Source organism: Micrococcus sp. PSi08, from assembly GCF_054960655.1.
Window position 1 is genome coordinate 16,068 of record NZ_JBHNYP010000015.1, and the last position, 15,431, is coordinate 31,498.

Annotated in this window: 16 protein-coding genes; 7 read left to right on the top strand and 9 right to left on the bottom strand. The window is 74.0% G+C overall.

Annotation, left to right across the window (positions count from 1 at the left end):
* The first annotated feature begins 279 nt into the window (after positions 1-279).
* Positions 280-783 (top strand): prepilin peptidase, encoded by a 504-nt coding sequence (locus ACFI33_RS06715; protein WP_036316321.1) that lies wholly within the window; start codon positions 280-282, stop codon positions 781-783.
* Positions 784-873: 90 nt separating this feature from the next.
* On the opposite strand, the gene ACFI33_RS06720 is transcribed toward ACFI33_RS06715, so the two are convergent.
* From ACFI33_RS06720 to ACFI33_RS06730, 3 genes are read right to left on the bottom strand one after another with little or no spacing between them, the layout of a single operon-like run.
* Complete coding sequence (locus tag ACFI33_RS06720) at positions 874-2,295, bottom strand: class II fumarate hydratase (RefSeq protein ID WP_036316319.1); 1,422 nt, start codon at positions 2,293-2,295, stop codon at positions 874-876.
* A gap of 55 nt (positions 2,296-2,350) precedes the next feature.
* A complete protein-coding gene (locus ACFI33_RS06725) occupies positions 2,351-3,022 on the bottom strand; it encodes a carbonic anhydrase (protein ID WP_002854504.1) in 672 nt (223 codons plus the stop codon).
* Positions 3,019-3,609 (bottom strand): DUF4245 domain-containing protein, encoded by a 591-nt coding sequence (locus ACFI33_RS06730; RefSeq protein WP_036316317.1) that lies wholly within the window; start codon positions 3,607-3,609, stop codon positions 3,019-3,021. Before ACFI33_RS06730 ends, ACFI33_RS06725 begins: the two co-directional genes overlap by 4 nt.
* 107 nt (positions 3,610-3,716) lie before the next feature.
* Here ACFI33_RS06730 and glpX point away from each other — a divergent pair, with 107 nt between their 5' ends.
* On the top strand, positions 3,717-4,739 hold the full coding sequence (glpX, locus tag ACFI33_RS06735) for a class II fructose-bisphosphatase (RefSeq protein ID WP_020624637.1): 1,023 nt from the start codon (positions 3,717-3,719) through the stop codon (positions 4,737-4,739).
* Between the two features lie 23 nt (positions 4,740-4,762).
* Here the strand turns inward: glpX and manA are convergent, their stop codons facing one another.
* The 4 genes from manA to ACFI33_RS06755 are packed head-to-tail and all read right to left on the bottom strand — an operon-like array spanning position 4,763 to position 9,421.
* Positions 4,763-6,007 (bottom strand): mannose-6-phosphate isomerase, class I, encoded by a 1,245-nt coding sequence (gene manA / locus ACFI33_RS06740; protein ID WP_036316314.1) that lies wholly within the window; start codon positions 6,005-6,007, stop codon positions 4,763-4,765.
* 41 nt (positions 6,008-6,048) lie between these two features.
* Positions 6,049-7,662, bottom strand: coding sequence for an LCP family protein (locus ACFI33_RS06745; RefSeq protein ID WP_144862095.1), 1,614 nt, complete (start codon positions 7,660-7,662; stop codon positions 6,049-6,051).
* Positions 7,662-8,219, bottom strand: a complete 558-nt coding sequence (gene purE / locus ACFI33_RS06750; RefSeq protein WP_002854497.1) for a 5-(carboxyamino)imidazole ribonucleotide mutase — start codon at positions 8,217-8,219, stop codon at positions 7,662-7,664. The genes ACFI33_RS06745 and purE overlap by 1 nt, the downstream gene beginning before the upstream one ends.
* On the bottom strand, positions 8,216-9,421 hold the full coding sequence (locus tag ACFI33_RS06755) for a 5-(carboxyamino)imidazole ribonucleotide synthase (RefSeq protein ID WP_144820049.1): 1,206 nt from the start codon (positions 9,419-9,421) through the stop codon (positions 8,216-8,218). Before ACFI33_RS06755 ends, purE begins: the two co-directional genes overlap by 4 nt.
* Positions 9,422-9,583: 162 nt before the next feature.
* Here ACFI33_RS06755 and ACFI33_RS06760 point away from each other — a divergent pair, with 162 nt between their 5' ends.
* A complete protein-coding gene (locus ACFI33_RS06760; protein ID WP_355504910.1) occupies positions 9,584-10,201 on the top strand; it encodes a GtrA family protein in 618 nt (205 codons plus the stop codon).
* A 27-nt stretch (positions 10,202-10,228) separates the two neighbouring features.
* Here ACFI33_RS06760 and ACFI33_RS06765 read toward each other — a convergent pair whose 3' ends face one another.
* Complete coding sequence (locus ACFI33_RS06765) at positions 10,229-10,852, bottom strand: hypothetical protein (RefSeq protein WP_462623847.1); 624 nt, start codon at positions 10,850-10,852, stop codon at positions 10,229-10,231.
* 171 nt (positions 10,853-11,023) lie between these two features.
* Between ACFI33_RS06765 and ACFI33_RS06770 the strand changes: the two genes are divergently transcribed.
* Complete coding sequence (locus ACFI33_RS06770; RefSeq protein ID WP_285139924.1) at positions 11,024-11,545, top strand: WhiB family transcriptional regulator; 522 nt, start codon at positions 11,024-11,026, stop codon at positions 11,543-11,545.
* A 55-nt stretch (positions 11,546-11,600) separates the two neighbouring features.
* Here ACFI33_RS06770 and ACFI33_RS06775 read toward each other — a convergent pair whose 3' ends face one another.
* Positions 11,601-12,146, bottom strand: a complete 546-nt coding sequence (locus ACFI33_RS06775; RefSeq protein ID WP_227717921.1) for a hypothetical protein — start codon at positions 12,144-12,146, stop codon at positions 11,601-11,603.
* A 62-nt stretch (positions 12,147-12,208) separates the two neighbouring features.
* Here ACFI33_RS06775 and ACFI33_RS06780 point away from each other — a divergent pair, with 62 nt between their 5' ends.
* Genes ACFI33_RS06780 through ACFI33_RS06790 form a run of 3 tightly spaced genes read left to right on the top strand, consistent with a single transcriptional unit; the run spans position 12,209 to position 15,384 of the window.
* Positions 12,209-12,511, top strand: coding sequence for a DUF3499 family protein (locus tag ACFI33_RS06780; RefSeq protein ID WP_020628239.1), 303 nt, complete (start codon positions 12,209-12,211; stop codon positions 12,509-12,511).
* Positions 12,512-12,556: 45 nt separating this feature from the next.
* Positions 12,557-14,116, top strand: coding sequence for an adenosylhomocysteinase (gene ahcY, locus ACFI33_RS06785; RefSeq protein ID WP_462623850.1), 1,560 nt, complete (start codon positions 12,557-12,559; stop codon positions 14,114-14,116).
* A gap of 47 nt (positions 14,117-14,163) precedes the next feature.
* Positions 14,164-15,384, top strand: a complete 1,221-nt coding sequence (locus ACFI33_RS06790) for a TIGR01906 family membrane protein (RefSeq protein WP_462623852.1) — start codon at positions 14,164-14,166, stop codon at positions 15,382-15,384.
* The last annotated feature ends 47 nt before the right edge of the window (positions 15,385-15,431 follow it).

Sequence of the window (15,431 nt, forward strand, 5' to 3'; positions counted from 1 at the left end):
GCTCGGCCCCGCGGAGGGGGGATGGGGGACCGAGGAAGCCCGCCACCATGGCCCCTTTGAAACGGGATTGAGGCCATGGGGTCTGTGTGAGCCCCGTACGTCCATGAGACGGCTGGAAGCTCGTGACTTCACAGTAGACCCACGCGAGGGCTCGTCGCAATGGGCGGCCCCGGTTGCGCTGTCGGCAGAACACCGGGTGGCCGGACCGTGAACGCGAGGTGGCCTGATCGCCTGTGGACGGCGGCCCGGCGGGTGCGCCGCCCGGCCTAGGCTGGGCGCATGAGCGGAGTGGGATGGGCGTGGACGCACGGCGCGCCGGCGACGGCGGTGCTGTGGACCCTGGGGCTGGCGTGGTTCGCGGTGTGCTCGGGCGTGCTCGTGCGCACGGACCTGCGGGAGCATCGGCTGTCGAACCGATGGACGCTGCGGCTGGCGCTGGGCGGGCTGGCGATGATGACCGGGGGAGCGCTGCTGGCGGGCCGGGGTGACCTGGCCCTCTGCAGCCTGCTGGGCGGTCTCGGCTACACCGTGGCGATGCTCGCGCTGCACGTGCTCAGCCGCGGCGGCCTCGGGATGGGGGACGTGAAGCTCGCCGGCGGCCTGGGCGTGTACACGGGGGTGCTCGGTCCGACGGCGGTGCTCGCCGCCGGGGTGGGCGCGATCCTGCTCGGCGGCGTCGTGGCGGGGCTGCTGGTCCTCGCGGGCCGGGCGACGGGGCGAACGGCGCTGCCGTTCGGGCCGGCGATGGTGGCGGCGGCCGCCGGAGTGCTGGTGCTGGCGTGAACGACGAGCGGCCGCCCTCCGCACGGGAGGACGGCCGCTCGGCGTCGTGGCCCGGGAGGCGGCGTCGCGCCGCTCACCGAATCCGCCGGATCACTCCGGGTGGGTCATGGACATGGTGTCCAGGGCCTTGTCCAGCTGCTCCTCGGTGATCTCGCCGCGCTCGACGTAGCCGAGGTCCACGACGGCCTCGCGCACGGTCATCTTGTTCGCGACGGCGTGCTTGGCGATCTTGGCGGCGGCCTCGTAGCCGATCACCTTGTTCAGCGGGGTCACGATGGACGGCGAGGCGCCGGCGAGGAAGGCGCAGCGCTCCTCGTTGGCCTCGATGCCGTCGATCATCTTGTCCGCCATGACGCGCGTCGTGTTGGCCAGCAGGCGGATGGACTCGAGCAGGTTGGCGGCCATCACGGGGATGCCCACGTTGAGCTCGAACGCGCCGTTGGTGGAGGACAGGGCGACGGTGGTGTCGTTGCCGATCACCTGGGCGCACACCATGATCGCGGCCTCGCAGATCACGGGGTTGACCTTGCCCGGCATGATCGAGGAGCCCGGCTGCAGGTCCGGGAGGGCGATCTCGCCGAGGCCGGTGTTCGGGCCGGAGCCCATCCAGCGCAGGTCGTTGTTGATCTTCATGAGCGAGAACGCGATGTTCCGCAGCTGGCCGGAGGCCTCCACGAGGCCGTCACGGTTGGCCTGGGCCTCGAAGTGGTTGCGGGCCTCGGTCAGCGGCAGACCGGTCTCCTCGGCGAGCAGCTCGATCACGCGGGCGGAGAAGCCCTTCGGGGTGTTGATGCCGGTGCCCACGGCGGTGCCGCCGAGCGGGACCTCGGCCACGCGCGGCAGCGCGGACTGGATGCGCTCGATGCCGTAGCGGACCTGCGCGGCGTAGCCGCCGAACTCCTGGCCCAGGGTCACCGGAGTGGCGTCCATGAGGTGGGTGCGGCCGGACTTCACGACGCCGGCGAAGGCCTCCGCCTTCTTCTCGAGGGAGACGGCCAGGTGGTCCAGCGCCGGGACGAGGTCGTTCACGAGGGCGGCGGTGACGGCCACGTGCACGGAGGTCGGGAACACGTCGTTCGAGGACTGGGAGGCGTTGACGTGGTCGTTGGGGTGCACCTCGTCCTCGGAGCCGGCCTCCTTCAGTGCGCGGGTGGCGAGGGTGGCGAGCACCTCGTTGGTGTTCATGTTGGAGGAGGTGCCGGAGCCGGTCTGGAACACGTCGATCGGGTACTGGTCGTCGTGGTCGCCGGCGATGACCTGGTCCGCGGCGGCGACGATGGCGTCCGCGCGCTCCTGCGAGATGATGCCCAGCTCGGCGTTCGCCTTGGCCGCGGCCTTCTTGACCTGCGCGAGGGCGTGGATGTGGGCGGGCTCGAGGCCCTTGCCGGAGATCGGGAAGTTCTCCACGGCGCGCTGGGTCTGTGCACGGTAGAGCGCGTTCACCGGCACCTTCACCTCGCCCATGGTGTCGTGCTCGATGCGGAACTGCTGATCGGTGTTCTCTGCGGTCATGGTCACATCCTAGGACGGCGTGGGCGCCCGGTGCCGCACCGGACGCCCGACGTCGTCAGACCGCCAGGTCGCCGTGCACGCGGCCCGGTCGCGCGGTGCCCTCGGACAGCGAGTAGGTGAGCCCGACGACGGCGGTGCGCCCCGACTCGACGGCCGCGCGGACGGACTGCGAGGTCTCCAGGAGGTGGTCGCAGGTCTGGTCCACGTGCTCGGCCACGAACTCGTCGACCTCCTCCAGTCCGCGGCGGCGCCCGGCCAGCACGGACGGGATGATGCGCTCCACGAGGGGGCGCACGAACCCGCGCGGCATGGTGCCGGAGATGTAGGACTCGACCGTCGCCGTGACGGCGCCGCACGAGTTGTGGCCCAGGACGATGACGAGCGGGATCTCCAGCACGTCCACGCCGTACTCGATGGAGCCCAGCACGGCGTCGTCGATCACGTGGCCGGCCGTGCGCACCACGAACACGTCGCCGAGGCCGAGGTCGAAGATGATCTCGGCCGCCAGGCGCGAGTCGGCGCAGCCGAAGATCACGGCGACCGGGGCCTGACCGGCGGTCAGGTCGCTGCGCCGCTCGGCGTTCTGGTTCGGGTGGCTCGGCTCGCCCGCCACGAAGCGGCGGTTGCCCTCGGCGAGGACCTCCCACGCCTCGGCGGGGGTCAGGTCGGAGGTGGGGACGACGACGTCGGGGGCCGGCGTCGTCTCGGGGCGGGTGTGGGGGGTCATCGGGTCTCCTTCGCGACGCCGTGCGCCAGGTCTTCGAGGACGGCCTGGTCGCCGGTGGTGGTCAGCACCACGGTGCTGCCGTCCACCTCCGCCACGAGCCGTCGCTCCGGCTTCTTCGGATCGGCGTGGAGGTCCCACGCGATCCCGTCGATCTCGATCGTCTCCGACGTCGGGACCTGGTCCACCCGCAGGCTCACCCAGGTGGGGTCGACGTCCTCGGCCTGCTGCAGGCCCGCGAACACCGTGTCCGTGACCACCCAGCCGACGTCCCACGTGGAGACGCCGTCCAGCTTCTGCAGGCGGGCGTAGTTGGCGTACCAGGACTCCGGTACCTCGGGCGCCAGGGCCGGCAGGTCGCCGTCGTCGTGGGGGACCGTGGCGGCCTCGGCGGCGACGTCGACGCGGTCCTCGCGGGGCCGCTGCGGCGGCTCCGGGTTGAGCAGGAGGACCACGGCCACGATCGCCAGCAGAGCCACCAGGGAGAGCACCATGGCCATCCACGGCTGCCGGGCCCGCTGCGCCTGCTTGGCGGTCAGGACGGGGCGGGGGGCGGGGGAGTGGGGGTCGGCGGAGCTCACGGTCAGCATTGTGCCACCCGCGGGAGACCGCCCCCGTAGGATGAGGACCGGGGCAGAGCCGCCCTCACGCCCCGTCCCGTGCGGACGGAGCGCCGCGAGCAAGGATCGGAGCAGCGATGACCAGCGCGTCCTCGGAGAAGACCGGCTACGAGAATCACGTCCCGGACCGCAACCTGGCCATGGAGTTGGTGCGGGTGACCGAGGCGGCGTCCATCGCCGCGAGCCCCTGGGTGGGTTACGGGGACAAGAACAAGGCGGACGGCGCCGCGGTGGACGCGATGCGCGCGTTCATGGACACCGTGGCCATGGACGGCACCGTGGTGATCGGCGAGGGCGAGAAGGACGAGGCCCCCATGCTGTTCAACGGCGAGCAGGTCGGCGACGGCTCCGGCGCCGCCGTGGACGTGGCCGTGGACCCGATCGACGGCACCCGCCTGACCGCCATGGGCTACAACAACGCGCTCTCCGTCTTCGCGGTGGCCGAGCGCGGCACCATGTTCGACCCGTCGGCCGTGTTCTACATGGACAAGCTCGTGGTGGGCCCCGAGGCCGCCGACTTCGTGGACATGCGCCTGCCGGTGAAGCAGAACGTGAACCTCGTGGCCAAGGCCCTGGACAAGCCCGTCTCGCAGGTGACCGTGTGCGTGCTGGACCGCCCCCGCCACGAGGGCCTGGTCAAGGAGATCCGCCAGGCCGGCGCCCGCGTGAAGTTCATCCTGGACGGCGACGTCGCCGGCGCCATCGCCGCCGCCCGCCCGGACACCGGCGTGGACATGATGATGGGCATCGGCGGCACCCCCGAGGGCATCGTCACCGCGTGCGCGATCAAGGCCACCGGCGGCATCATCCAGGGTCGCCTGGCCCCCACCGACGACGCCGAGAAGCAGAAGGCCCTCGACGCCGGCCTCGACCTCGACGCGGTGCTGACCACGAACGAGCTGGTCACCTCCGACCACTGCTACTTCGCGGCCACCGGCATCACCGACGGCGACCTGCTGCGCGGTGTGCGCTTCGCCGACGGCCGCGTGCACACGCAGTCCATCGTGATGCGCTCGTCGTCCGGCACGGTCCGCACCGTGGACGCCGAGCACGACGTGAAGAAGTGGTCCAAGTGGCTGGGGGACCGCGACGCCCGCTGAGCCCGCGGGCCGGTCTGCCGGGCTCAGCCCCGCGGCAGGCCGGCCACGTGCACCGTCGCCGGGGCGCCGGCCGCGGCGCGGACGGCCAGCGGGCCGGACGCCGTCTCCGCTGCGGGCAGGAACACGGCCTCGCCCGGGCCCAGCTCGATCTCCTGGCCTGCCAGGGCCAGGCTCGCCGTGCCGCGGGTGACCACCGCGATCCCGGGCCCGTGCACGTCGAGCCCGTGGACGGCGTCGTCCTCGAGCGTGGCCTGGAGCAGCTCGAACTCCTCGAACGGCGGGCGGAAGGCCACCACGGAGTCGGCCACGCGCTCGGGCTCGGTGGAGGGCACCGGCAGCGCCTCGAAGGTGACCACGCGGCGCAGCTCGGGCACGTCCACGTGCTTCGGGGTGAGCCCGCCGCGCAGCACGTTGTCCGAGGCGGCCATGACCTCCACGCCCAGCCCGTGCAGGTACGCGTGCACGTTGCCGGCGGGCAGATGGATGGCCTGACCCGGGGCCAGGTCCACGCGGTTGAGCAGGACGGCCACCACCACGCCGGGGTCGTCCGGGTGGTGCTGGGCGGCCTCGAGGGCCGTGGCCAGCGAGGGGTCGCGCTCGGCCAGGTCCGGCGCGGCCCGCAGCACGTCCACGACCTGCGCCACGGCGCCGGGGGCGCCCCACACGGAGTCCGGGTCGAGGATCGAGGTGAACGCGTCCTCGAGGTCCCCGGCGGCGAGGGTCTGGCTGATCCGGGCGGCGGCGACGGCGACGGCGGACGTGTCCCCGTCCGCCCGCTCCGTGAGGGCGCGGGCCAGGGCCTCGAAGCTGTCCGAGGAGACCTCGGGGGAGCGGAAGCCGCACATCGCCGCGAAGGGGGTCAGGGCGAGCAGCATCTCCGGCTTGTGGTTCGCATCCTTGTAGTTGCGCTCCGGGGCGTCGGCCGGCACGCCGGCCGCCTCCTCCGCGGCGTGGCCCGCGCGGGCCTGCTCCAGGGTGGGGTGCGCCTGGATGGACAGCGGGGCGCCCGCGGCGAGCAGCTTCATGAGGAAGGGCAGACGGCCCTCCGGTGCGGCGGGCCCGAGACAGCGCTCGGGGTCCCCGGCCACCACCTCGTCCAGGCCGACGTGGGCGCCGTCCGCCACGACGGCGACGCACGGGGCGCCCGGATGGTCGCCCAGCCACAGCTCGGCCTCGGGGCGGCCGGTGGGCTCGCGTCCCTGCAGGTCGGCGAGGAGCGTGGGGGAGCCCCAGGCGTAGTCACGGATCACGGGCTTCAGGACGTGCATGCGCCCAGCCTAGGTCAGCCCGTCGGCCCGCGCGCCGCGCCTCACGGGGCGGGGATGCACAGCCCGTTGGTCGAGGACGCGTGGTTCAGCACGTCCTCCTGGCCCAGGTCCTCGGCCGTCATCAGGTCCTCGGCGGTGAAGGGCTCGCCGTCGGAGCGGGTCGGCGGGGCCGGCCACGTGGCCGGGTCGTCCTCGTCGACGTCGGGGGTCTGCGTCTCCTGCGCGACGACGGCCAGCACGGTGAGCAGCGGCGTCGCCGAGACCCCGGTCGGCTCCGATCCGGCGGTTGCGGACTCATCGGCCAGCATCTCGTCCACGCGGCGGTGGACGAGGTCGTAGTCGGGGTAGGTGGTGAAGTGGGTGCCCGTGTCGCCGAAGTCGGGCGGGCCGATGGTCAGCCGCCGCATCTTCTGGCCGCGCGAGCGCTCGGCGAGGTCCGCGAACGTGCCGAGCTGGGACTGCGGCAGGTCGGTGGTCACGATCTGCTCGCCCGCCGCGAGGATCCCCTCGAAGCGGGTGAGCACGGTGGCGGGGCTGAACTGCTCCAGCATCGCCGCCTGCATGCACTGCTGCCGGCGGATGCGGGCGTAGTCGGTGGACCAGTGCCGGGAGCGGGCGAAGGCGAGCGCGTCGTCGCCGTTGAAGTGGTGGGTGCCCGGCTCCCACCAGATGTTGCCCCAGGCGCCGTCGGGCCGGACGCCGCGGTGCACCACGTAGCCGCCGCTGACGACGTCCACCCCGCCCATGGCGTCGATCAGCTGGGCGAAGCCGCCCATGTCCATGAGGGCGTAGCCGGAGACGTCCAGGCCGAGGATGCCGCCGGCGGCGTCCTTCATGGCCTCGGCGCCGGGGTGTTCGGCGTCCGGGTAGAGGTCTGCGTGATGCTCCTCCACGTCCGTGTAGAGGGCGTTGAGGATGCACTCGTCGCCGCAGTCGAAGCCGTTGGGGTACACGTCCCACAGCGGGGAGCCCTCGACGAACGGCGCGTCCTGGAGATTGCGGGGCAGGGAGAACATCACGATGGCGCCGGTGCGGGCGTCCACGGAGACCACGTGCATGGAGTCCGGGCGCAGCCCCTGGCGGCCCTCGCCGGCGTCCGCGCCCAGGACCAGGATGTTGTAGCGGCCCTCGGCCTCCGGGACGGCCGGCCCCTCCTGGAAGACCTCGCCGAGCGCCCCGCGGCTCGTGTTCGCCGCCCAGCCGCCGTAGAGCAGGGCGCCGCTGGTGAGCACGAGCGCGAGCGCGGTGACCGCCGCCGTGATCTTCCGCGCGCCGGGGGCGAGCAGGTGCGGCCGGATCAGCCGGAACGTGTCCACCCACAGCACCGCCCAGCCCACCGCCAGCGCCGCCAGGACCACCGCCAGCCCGAGCAGCACGCCGTCCCGGGCCATGAGCGAGATCAGGCTCGCGCGGGAGACCAGCCACCACAGCAGCCCGAGGATCAGCACGGCCCACACGGTGACGGTGACCCGCAGCGCCACGCGGCCGAGCCGGCGGCTGCCGGCGACGAGCTGGGCGCCGCCGGGGACCAGCAGGGTCAGGGCGGTGAGGATCAGCGCCCGGCGGGTGCGCTCGGTGGGGGAGGCGACGCGTGGATCTCGGAGCGGGTCGGGCTGCGCGTGACCGGCGGGCACGGATCCGGTGGCGGGTGACATCAGCGGTCGGCGGCCATCCGCTCGCGCAGGCGGGCCCCCTTGGCCCGGGCCTGGGCGTTGAGCTCGTCGGCGTGCTCGGCGAGGGCGGCGCGCAGGCGGTCGCCCTCCGCGGTGTCGGCCGAGGCGAGGATGCGGGCGGCCAGCAGGCCGGCGTTGCGGGCGCCGTCGATGGAGACGGTGGCCACCGGCACGCCGGCGGGCATCTGGACGATCGAGAGCAGGGAGTCCATCCCGTCCAGGCTCTTGAGCTTCACGGGTACGCCGATCACGGGCAGGGGGGTGACGGCGGCGAGCATCCCGGGCAGGTGGGCCGCGCCGCCCGCGCCGGCCACGATCACGCGGATGCCGCGCTCGTGCGCGCGGGCGCCGAACTCCACCATCTCGTGGGGCATGCGGTGCGCGGAGACCACGCCGACCTCGACGGGCACGTCGAGCTCGCGCAGGGCCTCGGCGGCCGCGCTCATCACGGGCCAGTCGGAGTCGGAGCCCATCACGACGGAGACGACCGGGGCGTCGTCCTGGAGGGGCTGGGCGGGGGTCTGGGGCGTGGCGGTCATGGGCGGGCCTCCGTCTCGGTGCCGGTGGTGGGGGCGTCGTCGCGCAGGAGTGCGGCGGCGGACTCGGCGGTCCGCACGGCCTCCTCGAGGCTGAGGCCGTGGTCCGCGACGACGTTGACGTGACCGACCTTGCGGCCCGGGCGCACGTCCTTGCCGTAGAGGTGGACCTTGGCCTGCGGGTGGGCGGCGAGGGCCGCGACGCTGCCGGCGTGCAGGTCCTCGCGGGCGCCGCCGAGGACGTTCTTCATCACGACGCCGGCCCCGCGGGGGGCCGTCTCGCCCAGCGGCAGGTCGAGCACGGCGCGGACGTGCTGCTCGAACTGGCCGGTGACGGCGCCGTCCATGGACCAGTGGCCGGAGTTGTGGGGGCGCATGGCCAGCTCGTTCACCTGGAAGCCCGGGCCGACCCCCGGCGTCTCGAACAGCTCGACCGCGAGCATGCCGGTGACGTCCAGCTCCTCGGCGAGGCGGACGGCCGCGGCGGTCGCGGCCGCGGCGACGGCCGGGTCGAGGTCCTGGGCCGGGGCGACCACGAGGTCGCACACGCCGGCCACCTGGACCGAGTCGACGACGGGGTAGACGGCCACCTCACCGGAGGGGGTGCGCGCCACCTGCGCGGAGAGCTCACGGGAGAAGGGGACGAGGGCCTCGGCCAGCAGCGGGGCGATGCCGGCGCCGAGCCACGCGGCCAGGGTGCCGTCCGCGGCGGAGGTGCGGGCGTCGTCGGCGTCGTCGAGCTTGAGCACGCCCTTGCCGTCGTAGCCGCCGCGGGCGGTCTTGAGGATCATGGGCCAGCCGTGCTCGTCGCCGAAGGCGAGGACGGCCTCGAGGTCGTCGACCGGCGCCCACGCCGGGTTCGGCAGGCCCAGCCGCTCGACGGCGGCGCGCATGACCAGCTTGTCCTGGGCGTGCTGCAGCGCCTCGGGGCCGGGGCGCACGGCGACGCCGGCCTCCTGCAGGGCCCGCAGGTGCTCGGTGGGCACGTGCTCGTGGTCGAAGGTGACCACGTCCACCGTGGCCGCGAACGCGCGCAGGTCCGCCAGGTCCGCGTGGTCGCCGACCACGTGGGGGGCGACCTGGGCCGCTGACGCGTCCGGGGCCTCCGCGAGCACGCGGAAGGGCACGCCGAGCTCCGCGGCCGCGCCCGCCATCATGCGGGCCAGCTGCCCGCCACCGATCACACCGAGTCGAGGGGAAGTCACCCGCACAGGGTAGTCGGACCGGCTGAGAACTCCGTCACGGAGGGGCGGCCGACGCCGGATCCGAGGAGGTCGCGCGCCGGGGGCGCGGCTACAGTGTTCCCCAGCCCTGCGCGGGTCCGGCCCGCGTGCACACCCCCGTCCCGAACCGAGGAGTCCACGCCCATGCTGTCCGATCTCTGGGGCCGCCTGACCGGGATGGCCTCCCTGCTGTGGCGGGAGGTGGCCAAGTTCGGCACCGTCGGTGCGGCCGCGTTCGTGGTGGACTCGCTCGTCTTCTGGTGGATGATGACCGGCCCGCTCGAGGGGTCCAACGTCAAGGCCAAGATCGTGGGCGGCGTCGTCGCCACCCTGTTCAGCTGGGTCGCCAACCGCTACTGGACGTTCCGGGACAAGCGCTCCTCGAACAAGACGCGCGAGCTCGTGATGTTCCTGGTCATGAACGCGATCGGGCTGGGCATCCAGGCCGGCTGCGTGGCGGTCGCGCAGTACCTGATGGGTGTGACGGACCCGACCGGCCTGTTCATCGCCGGCAACGTGATCGGCCTGTTCTTCGGCACCGTGTTCCGCTACTTCGCCTACCGGTTCTGGGTGTTCAAGGAGAAGCTGGACGTGGAGCCCGGCTTCGCCAACGACCTCGCGATCATCACCGGTCAGATGCCCGTGCTGCGCGAGGACCAGCTGCCTCCGCACGGCCGGCACGAGGCCCGGGACCGGCCCGCCGAGCGCGGGCATCGGGCCGACGGCCCGGCCCGGCACCGCGCCCCCGACGCTGGGGTCTGAGCGTCCCGGCCTGACCCCGCCGCCCCGTCAGGGGCGCACGGTCACCGCCCGGCCCGCGTCCCACGCCTCCAGCGCGGCCCGCACTCCCGCCCACGTCAGGCGGGGGCGCGGGCCGTCGTCGTCCGGGGCGACGTCGGCCCCGGCCGGGATCGACGCGGGCCGCACGTGATCCACGGGGCCGGGCAGGGCATCCGGCTGGGCGCGGATCTCGGCGGCCACGTCCACGACGGCCGGATCGGCGGCCGGGCCGTCGAACTCGGGCTCGAGGCCGCGCGGCAGGGCGACGGCGAACACGGTCACGGACGGGTCCGGCCACGCCTCGGGCCGGTCCGTGAGGACGGCGGCGGGGGAGTCGCCCTCGAGGGCGGGCTCGGCCTCGGCGCAGAGCACGCCGAGGGCGAGGGCGTGGGAGAGCCAGTGGACGGGCAGGTCCAGGGCGACGGCGTCGCCCGCCCCCACGCCCTCGGCGCCGAGCAGGCCCGCGAACTTGGCGGCCCAGTTCACGGTCACACGGCCCGAGAGCTCGATGCGCTGGTCCACCGCGCCGGGCTCGTCCGGGGCCCCCGGCTCCTGGACGAGCGCGGGCCGCGGGGAGGAGGCGAGGCGGTGCACGAGGGGGCCGGTGGACCGGGGTGCGGAGAGGGAGACCATGGGCCCAGTGTGGCACCCGTTCGGTTTGACTCGGCATGAATCACACCGATGTAATGAACCCGGGCCAACGGTCCCGCCAGGAGGGGCCCGCCGGCGTGCCCGGCACCCGCGCGGACCGCATGGTCACCCGGCCCACAGCCGCCACGTCGATCCCGGGAAGAGGCGTCACACATGGAGCAGACCCAGCGAGTCGAGGACGCGCACCGCGCCGATCCCGCGCCGGCACCTCGTCCGCGGAGCGTTCCCAGCGACTGGTTCCTCGACCCCGCCGACCCGCAGGCCGGCGTCTCCGGCGCGAGCCTCGAGGACCAGGCGACCGCCTTCCTCACCGCCCACGACCTCGACCGCGAGACCGGCACCCCGGCCGCCACCGTCACCGCCCTCTTCCCCGGTGACGAGCGTCCGGTCGAGGCCGTGCCCGTCTCCGCCGACTGGGCCGCCATCCCGGGCGTGACCACCGAGCCCGTCGAGGGCGAGCTGGCCTGGCAGGCGGACGCCCTGTGCGCGCAGACGGACCCCGAGGCGTTCTTCCCGGAGAAGGGCGGCTCCACGCGGGACGCCAAGCGCGTGTGCGAGGCCTGCACCGTCAAGGACGCGTGCCTGGAGTACGCCATGGCGAACGACGAGCGCTTCGGCATCTGGGGCGGGCTCTCCGAGCGCGAGCGTCGCCGCCTGCGCCGCGCCCGCGCCTGACGCACGGCGCCCGTCCACCGGGCGCGGTGCCCGGTGCGGACCGCCCGGCCCGGGCTCAGCCGCGGCCCCAGCTGGGGTCGAGCACCTGCGGGTCCACGCCCAGCGCGTCGGCGCAACGGCTCAGCGCCACCCCGTAGACGGCCCCCTCGAGGTCGGCCGGGTCGGCCGCGTCCCGCAGCGGCCGCTCGAACAGGGTGATCAGCACCCCGTCCCGGCCCTGCCGCTCGGCCCGCGCGAACAGCGCCTCCTCATCCCGTTCCCGGCCGGCGTGCAGCTCGCGCAGCCGCTCGTCGAGCCGGTCCGGGATGCGCTCCACCCGCGCGGTCACGTGCCGCAGCCCGGGCGCGTCCAGGGAGCCCAGCCGGTCCACCGCCTTCTCGACGGCGGTCAGCAGCGCCTCGCCCCGGCCCCGCTCCGAGCGTGCACCGAACGGGCGCGGATGCCGCAGCCCTCGGCCACGGCGGTCCCGACCGCCGCGCCCCGCGGGTGAGGAGACGCCGGCCTCGGCCGGGCCGCCCTCGACGCCCGGCTCGGCCCCCGCGGCGTCGCCCGCCCGGAACGGCAGGGGGTCGAGGGGATCGGAGGAGGCGGACGCGGTCATGCGCGCCATGGTAGGCCACCGCTCCGGGCCGTCCGCCGAGTAGGGTGGCGGGCGTGGGACCCATGCGACGCTGCAGCAAGACCGGATGCCAGAGCCCTGCCCTGGCCACGCTGACGTACAACTACGCGGACTCGCAGGTGGTCATCGGGCCCCTGTCGCGCCGGGCGGAGCCGCACACGTACGACCTCTGCGGCGAGCACGCTCGGCGCACCACGGCCCCGCGCGGCTGGGAGGTGCTGCGGCTGGAGCTGCCCGAGCACTACGAGGCCGTCGACGCGGACGGCGGCGTGCGCACGGTCCCCACCCGGCCCATGGCCGTCCCGCCGGCCCGCCCCGGGCTGCGCGTGGTGCGTGACGGGGACTGACGCGGCGCGTCTCGTGCCGTCCGGGGCATCGCTAGGCTGGAGGACATGACTGAGACCTCCGCAGAGTTCCGCACCCCCGACGTCGACCCGGCCTTCGCCAACCGCACCACCGTGCCCGGTGCCTCGTTCGACTTCACGGTCCGGGACCTGTCCCTGGCCGAGGCGGGCCGCCACCAGATCCGCCTGGCCGAGCACGAGATGCCGGGGCTGATGTCCCTGCGCGAGGAGTACGGGGAGGCCCAGCCGCTGAAGGGCGCCCGCATCGCCGGCTCCCTGCACATGACCGTGCAGACCGCCGTGCTCATCGAGACCCTCATCGCCCTCGGCGCCGAGGTCCGGTGGGCCTCCTGCAACATCTTCTCCACGCAGGATGAGGCCGCGGCCGCCGTCGTCGTGGGCTCGGGAACCCCCGAGGACCCGCAGGGCGTGCCGGTGTTCGCCTGGAAGAACGAGTCCCTCGAGGACTACTGGTGGACCGCCTCGCAGATCCTCACCTGGCCGGGCGCGGACGAGGATCCGGAGCGCGGCCCCAACATGATCCTGGACGACGGCGGCGACGCCACCCTGCTGGTGCACAAGGGCGTCGAGTTCGAGGCCGCGGGCGCCGTGCCCAGCGCCACCGAGGACGATCCCGAGGAGTACCGGATCATCCTCGAGACGCTGCGCCGCTCGCTGGCCCGCGACCCGCAGCACTGGACCCGCACCGCCGGCACCCTGCGCGGCGTCTCCGAGGAGACCACCACGGGCGTGCTGCGCCTCTACCAGCTGGCGCAGGAGGGCCGCCTGCTCTTCCCGGCGATCAACGTGAACGACGCCGTGACCAAGTCCAAGTTCGACAACAAGTACGGCATCCGCCACTCCCTGCCGGACGGCATCATGCGCGCCACGGACGTGCTGATCGGCGGCAAGGTGGCTGTGGTCTGCGGCTACGGCGACGTCGGCAAGGGCGCCGCCGAGGCCCTGCGCGGCCAGGGTGCCCGCGTGATCGTCACGGAGATCGACCCGATCTGCGCGCTGCAGGCCGCGATGGACGGCTACCAGGTGGCCCGCCTCGAGGACGTGGTGGGCGAGGGCGACATCTTCGTCACCACCACCGGCGGCAAGGACATCATCATGGCCGAGCACATGGCCGCCATGAAGGACAAGGCCATCGTGGGCAACGTCGGCCACTTCGACAACGAGATCGACATGGCCGGCCTGGCCCGCATCCCCGGCGTCGTGAAGACGGAGATCAAGCCGCAGGTCCACGAGTGGACCCTGGACGGCGGCACGGAGGCCGAGCGCAGCATCATCGTGCTCTCCGAGGGCCGCCTGCTGAACCTCGGCAACGCCACCGGCCACCCCTCGTTCGTGATGAGCGCGTCCTTCACCAACCAGGTGATGGCGCAGATCGAGCTCTTCGGCGGCTCCACGGGCACCGGCGCCCTGACCGGCGAGCACTACGAGAAGCGCGTCTACACGCTGCCCAAGGTGCTGGACGAGAAGGTCGCCCGCCTGCACCTGGACGCCCTCGGCGTCGGGCTGACCGAGCTGACCAAGGCCCAGGCCGAGTACCTCGGCGTGGACGTGGCCGGCCCCTACAAGGCCGACCAGTACCGCTACTGATCCCCGGCGCCCGCGGGCGGACGGACCCACTCGAGAGAGGCACGAGCATGGCTTCCCATCAGGCCGGCCGCGGGCGCGACGAGCGCGCCGGGGCGGAGGACTTCGATTCCGGGCTGGACTACGGCGCGTTCGTCGAGGACGACGCCGCAGACGACCCGAACCGCACCCAGGCGCTGCCCGCCATGGGCCGGGACGACGACGGCGGCGCCCAGCACACCTCGGCGCTCAGCCCCGAGGACCTCGCCGCGCTGCGCGGCGGGGACGCGGCGGCCGCGGACCGACGCGACGCCGGCCGCCCGGCCGCGGACGCCGACCGCGACATCGTCGCTTCCCGGGCCGTGCCCGAGGGCGGCCGGCGGCCGCTGCCCGGCGCCGACGAGCTCGGCCCGCTGAGCGCCGCCGTCGGGGCCCGCCCGGCGGGGTCGAGCACAGCCGCCCCGGTCGACCGCTACCCCGAGGACGGCACCGCCGCCCCCGTGGCGCAGGCGGCGGCCCTGCAGGGGCCCACGCCGGAGGAGCGCGCGCGCCTGCCCAAGGCGGGCCCGCGCCTGGCGCAGGTGCTGCTGGCGATCCTCGCCCCGCTCGCCCTGCTGCTGGCGGCCGTCCGCCTCGTGGCGAGCCCGGTGTTCCTGTGGCTGGAGTACCACCGGCCCGGGTTCCCCGCGGACCGGTTCGGCTTCACCCTCGCCGACCGCATGCACTACGGCTCCGCCGGGCTGGACTACGTGACCAACCTGGCCGGGCCGCGATACCTCAGCAGCCTCACGCACCAGGGCGCGCCGCTGTTCACCGAGGTCGAGGTCGACCACATGACGGATGTGAAGACCGTGCTGTGGATCGCCGCCGCGGCGCTCGTGGTGCTCCTGGTGGTGTGCGCCCTGCTCATCGCGTCCCTGCTGCGCACCAGCCCCGGCGGGGTGCGCCGCGCCCTGTTCGCCGGTGCCGTGTGGCTGCCGCTCGCGGTGATCGCGCTCGCGGTCATGGCGGTGCTGGGCTGGGAGACGTTCTTCGCTGGCTTCCACTCGCTGTTCTTCGCGGACGGCACGTGGACGTTCTCCGTGCGGGACGCCCTCATCCGCCTCTACCCCCAGCAGTTCTGGGTGGACGCGGCCGTGGTGGTCGGGCTGGTGACCCTGCTGGCGTCCCTCGTGACGCTCGTGGTCACGTGGCCCACGCGCCGCCGTCGTGAGCTGAGCGCGGACCGCCGCGAGCAGCTGCTGCGGACCCGCCTGCGGTGGGCCCGGGAGGACGACGCCGTGGTGCGCTGACCGCCGCCGGACGGCACCGGGAACGGGCCGGGAGGACGAGGCGTCCT

Coding starts and splice junctions, on each gene's coding strand:
- ACFI33_RS06715 (WP_036316321.1), top strand. CDS start 280: ATGAGCGGAGTGGGATGGGCGTGGACGCACGGCGCGCCGGCGACGGCG.
- ACFI33_RS06720 (WP_036316319.1), bottom strand. CDS start 2,295: ATGACCGCAGAGAACACCGATCAGCAGTTCCGCATCGAGCACGACACC.
- ACFI33_RS06725 (WP_002854504.1), bottom strand. CDS start 3,022: ATGACCCCCCACACCCGCCCCGAGACGACGCCGGCCCCCGACGTCGTC.
- ACFI33_RS06730 (WP_036316317.1), bottom strand. CDS start 3,609: ATGCTGACCGTGAGCTCCGCCGACCCCCACTCCCCCGCCCCCCGCCCC.
- glpX (WP_020624637.1), top strand. CDS start 3,717: ATGACCAGCGCGTCCTCGGAGAAGACCGGCTACGAGAATCACGTCCCG.
- manA (WP_036316314.1), bottom strand. CDS start 6,007: ATGCACGTCCTGAAGCCCGTGATCCGTGACTACGCCTGGGGCTCCCCC.
- ACFI33_RS06745 (WP_144862095.1), bottom strand. CDS start 7,662: ATGTCACCCGCCACCGGATCCGTGCCCGCCGGTCACGCGCAGCCCGAC.
- purE (WP_002854497.1), bottom strand. CDS start 8,219: ATGACCGCCACGCCCCAGACCCCCGCCCAGCCCCTCCAGGACGACGCC.
- ACFI33_RS06760 (WP_355504910.1), top strand. CDS start 9,584: ATGCTGTCCGATCTCTGGGGCCGCCTGACCGGGATGGCCTCCCTGCTG.
- ACFI33_RS06765 (WP_462623847.1), bottom strand. CDS start 10,852: ATGGTCTCCCTCTCCGCACCCCGGTCCACCGGCCCCCTCGTGCACCGC.
- ACFI33_RS06770 (WP_285139924.1), top strand. CDS start 11,024: ATGGAGCAGACCCAGCGAGTCGAGGACGCGCACCGCGCCGATCCCGCG.
- ACFI33_RS06775 (WP_227717921.1), bottom strand. CDS start 12,146: ATGACCGCGTCCGCCTCCTCCGATCCCCTCGACCCCCTGCCGTTCCGG.
- ACFI33_RS06780 (WP_020628239.1), top strand. CDS start 12,209: ATGCGACGCTGCAGCAAGACCGGATGCCAGAGCCCTGCCCTGGCCACG.
- ahcY (WP_462623850.1), top strand. CDS start 12,557: ATGACTGAGACCTCCGCAGAGTTCCGCACCCCCGACGTCGACCCGGCC.
- ACFI33_RS06790 (WP_462623852.1), top strand. CDS start 14,164: ATGGCTTCCCATCAGGCCGGCCGCGGGCGCGACGAGCGCGCCGGGGCG.